The organism is Streptomyces sp. NPDC054770, from assembly GCF_053611985.1.
On the sequence record NZ_JBSHBL010000180.1, the window covers coordinates 1 to 3,376 of the forward strand.

The window sequence follows — 3,376 nt, forward strand, 5'->3', positions numbered from 1 at the left end:
GTGGGGGGCGTGGTGGGCGCTAGGCTCGTGGGCATCGTAATCGTCCCTGTCGTCGCGCCCCCCGCCTCCCCCGCCCCCGGCGATCCGGTCAACGCGGACGCCGACCGGATCGCCGCGGCGCTCGCGGCCGAAGTCGACGCGGACCGGCTGGTGTTGCTCACCGGCGCGGCGGGCGTCCTCGCCGACCCGGACGACGAGGACAGCCTGCTGTCCGACTGCGAAGTGCCCCCCGAGGGCGCGCCGGGAGAGTTCGCCCGGGGCGGCATGGCACTCAAGCTCGTGGCGGCCCGGGAGGCCCTGCTGGGCGGCGTCGGGCAGGTGACCGTCGCCGACGGCCGCGGCGCGGGAGCGGTCGGCGACGCCCTGCGCGGAGCCGGGACGGCGGTCCGGCTGGCGCCCGGCCGGGAGCAGGGGAAACCCGACCGGGAGCAGGGGAAACCCGACCGGGAGCAGGGGAAACCCGGCCGGGAGCATGCGACACCCGGTCAGGAACAGGCGACACCCGGAACGGAATCCGAACAGAAAGGGAGTGACCGATGACCACCGAAACCGCCGCCCCGGCCGCGGAGGTCACCGCGGCGCTCGCCGGAACCGACCCCGGCGCGGCCGTGGACATGCTGCAGTCCATGCTGGAGATCCCCTCCCCGTCCGGGCAGGAGGGCAGGCTCGCCGGTCACCTGGCCGACGTCATGACCGGGCTCGGGCTCACCGCCCGCGTCGACGACGTGGGCAACGTGATCGGCGAGACCCCCGCCCGCCCCGGCCCGAGGATCATGCTGCTGGGCCACCTGGACACCGTCCCCGGCGCGCTGCCCGTGCACCGCGAGGGCGGCCGGCTGCACGGCCGGGGCGCCGCCGACGCCAAGGGGCCGCTCGCGGCCATGGTGCGGGCCGTCGCCGCAGCCCGGGACTTCCCCGGCCGGCTCGTGGTCGTCGGGGTCGTGGAGGAGGAGACTCCGCGGTCCCGGGGCGCGGTGCACATCGGGCGCACCCTCGCCCCGCCGGACGCCCTGGTGGTGGGGGAACCCAGCGGATGGCGGGGCATCGTCATCGGCTACAAGGGGAAACTCGACCTGGCCTACCGGGTCGCCTGTCCCGCCACCCATCCCAGCAACCCCGTGGCGAAGGCCACCGAGTCGGCCGCCGCCTGCTGGCAGGACGTCCTCGCGCTGCTGGGTCCGGACCAGGGCCACGGCTCGTTCGCAACCCCGGGCGCGACCCTGGTCGGCATGCGCGGTGACATCACCGCGGCGGAACTGGACGTCAGCATCCGTACGCCCGCCGGATTCGACCAGGACGGGTTCGTCGCCGCCCTGCGGGACCGGGACCTGGACCGGGGAAGGGGCGGCCGGGTCGACGTCGTCAACGGCGTGCGGGCGGTGACGGCGGACCGCCGTGGTCCGGTGGTACGCGCCCTCAGCGCGGGGATCCGGGCCATCGGGGGAACACCGCGGCCGACGCTGAAGACCGCCACCTCCGACATGAACACCCTGGCCGAGGTCTGGGACGTGCCCATGGCGACCTACGGTCCCGGCGACAGCACGCTGGACCACTCCGACGAGGAGCACATCCTCGTGGACGAGTACCTCCGGGGCGTCGCCGTCCTGACCACGGCACTGCGCGAGCTGTCCTTCCTGCCGTCGCCGTCCCGCGCGAACCCGGGGGGCACCTCATGAGCCTCGCACAGCCGGTCGCCGGGCCGCGGGAGTTCTGCACCTGCCGGCCGGGCGCGACCGTATGGCTCACCGGCCTGCCGAGCGCGGGCAAGACCACCATCGCCACCGCGCTCGCCCGGCGGCTGCGCCGCGACCGGCGGCGGGTCGAGGTGCTCGACGGCGACGAGATCCGCCGGTTCCTGTCGGCCGGGCTCGGCTTCTCCCGCGCGGACCGGCACCTCAACGTCCAGCGGATCGGCCTGGTCGCCGAGGTACTGGCACGCAACGGGGTCATGGTCCTGGTACCGGTGATCGCGCCGTACGCGGACTCCAGGGACAGCGTCCGCCGCCGCCACGAGAAGTCGGGGACGAGGTATCTGGAGGTGCATGTCGCGACGCCGTTCGAGGTCTGCGCGGCGCGCGACGTCAAGGGCCTGTACGCCGCGCAGGCGGCGGGCCGGATCTCCGCGCTCACCGGGGCGGACGACCCGTACGAGGAGCCCGAGAACCCCGATCTGCGCATCGAGGCGCACGCCGAGCGGGCCGCCGAATCAGTCGACGCGCTGCACGCGCTGCTCGTGCGAAAGGAGCTGGCATGACCGCCACCGCGAAGAACGCGAAGAACGCCGAGGGCGCGAAGAACGCCATGTACGCCGAGTACGCGCACGGTGCGGGGGATCCGTATCCGCTGCCGCACCTGGACACGCTGGAGTCCGAGGCGGTGCACATCTTCCGTGAGGTGATGGGGGAGTTCGAGCGGCCGGTGATCCTCTTCTCCGGCGGCAAGGACTCCGTCGTCATGCTGCACCTGGCGCTGAAGGCGTTCGCCCCCGCCCCGGCGCCCGTCTCCCTGCTGCACGTCGACACCGGGCACAACTTCCCCGAGGTCATCGAGTTCCGCGACCGCATCTGCGCCGCGCACGGCCTGCGGCTCCAGGTCGCCTCCGTGCAGCGGTACATCGACGACGGCCGGCTGAGCGAGCGCGCGGACGGCACCCGCAATCCGCTGCAGACGGTGCCGCTGCTGGACGCCATCACCGAGGGCGGGTACGACGCCGTCTTCGGCGGCGGCCGGCGCGACGAGGAGAAGGCCCGTGCGAAGGAACGGGTGTTCTCGCTGCGCGACGAGTTCGGCGGCTGGGACCCGCGCCGGCAGCGTCCCGAGCTGTGGCAGCTCTACAACGCCCGGCACGCCCCCGGCGAACACGTCCGCGTCTTCCCGCTCTCCAACTGGACCGAGCTGGACGTGTGGCAGTACATCGCCCGTGAGGGCATGGAACTCCCGCGGATCTACTACGCCCACGAGCGCGAGGTCTTCCGGCGCGGCGAACTGTGGCTGGCGCCGGGCAGCTGGGGCGGCCCCCGGGACGGTGAGCGCGTGGAGAGCCGGTCGGTGCGCTACCGCACGGTCGGCGACATGTCGTGCACCGGCGCCGTCGACTCGGACGCCGTGACCCTGGACGACGTGATCGCCGAGATCGCCGCCTCCCGGCTGACCGAGCGCGGCGCCACCCGGGCCGACGACCGGCTCTCCGAGGCCGCGATGGAAGACCGCAAACGCGAGGGGTACTTCTAGACATGACTGCCATGCCCGCCATGACCACCATGACCGCTCCGGCCACCACGACCATCGACACCCTGCGGTTCGCCACCGCGGGCTCCGTCGACGACGGCAAGTCCACCCTCGTCGGACGGCTCCTGCACGACTCCAAGTCGGTCCT

The 3,376-nt window shown here is 73.5% G+C and carries 3 protein-coding genes and 2 pseudogenes; all 5 read left to right on the top strand.

What is annotated here, in order from left to right; genetic code table 11:
• The first annotated feature begins 27 nt into the window (after positions 1 to 27).
• Complete coding sequence (locus ACWGKQ_RS51975; RefSeq protein WP_453299147.1) at positions 28 to 540, top strand: amino acid kinase family protein; 513 nt, start codon at positions 28 to 30, stop codon at positions 538 to 540.
• A complete protein-coding gene (locus tag ACWGKQ_RS51980; protein WP_453299148.1) occupies positions 537 to 1,676 on the top strand; it encodes a M20/M25/M40 family metallo-hydrolase in 1,140 nt (379 codons plus the stop codon). Before ACWGKQ_RS51975 ends, ACWGKQ_RS51980 begins: the two co-directional genes overlap by 4 nt.
• Positions 1,673 to 2,254, top strand: coding sequence for an adenylyl-sulfate kinase (cysC, locus tag ACWGKQ_RS51985; RefSeq protein ID WP_453299149.1), 582 nt, complete (start codon positions 1,673 to 1,675; stop codon positions 2,252 to 2,254). The genes ACWGKQ_RS51980 and cysC overlap by 4 nt, the downstream gene beginning before the upstream one ends.
• A gap of 143 nt (positions 2,255 to 2,397) precedes the next feature.
• Positions 2,398 to 3,168: pseudogene (gene cysD / locus ACWGKQ_RS51990) on the top strand (sulfate adenylyltransferase subunit CysD); the annotation flags it as partial.
• Positions 3,078 to 3,376 (top strand): annotated as a pseudogene (locus ACWGKQ_RS51995) (hypothetical protein); the annotation flags it as partial. The pseudogenes cysD and ACWGKQ_RS51995, both read left to right, overlap by 91 nt.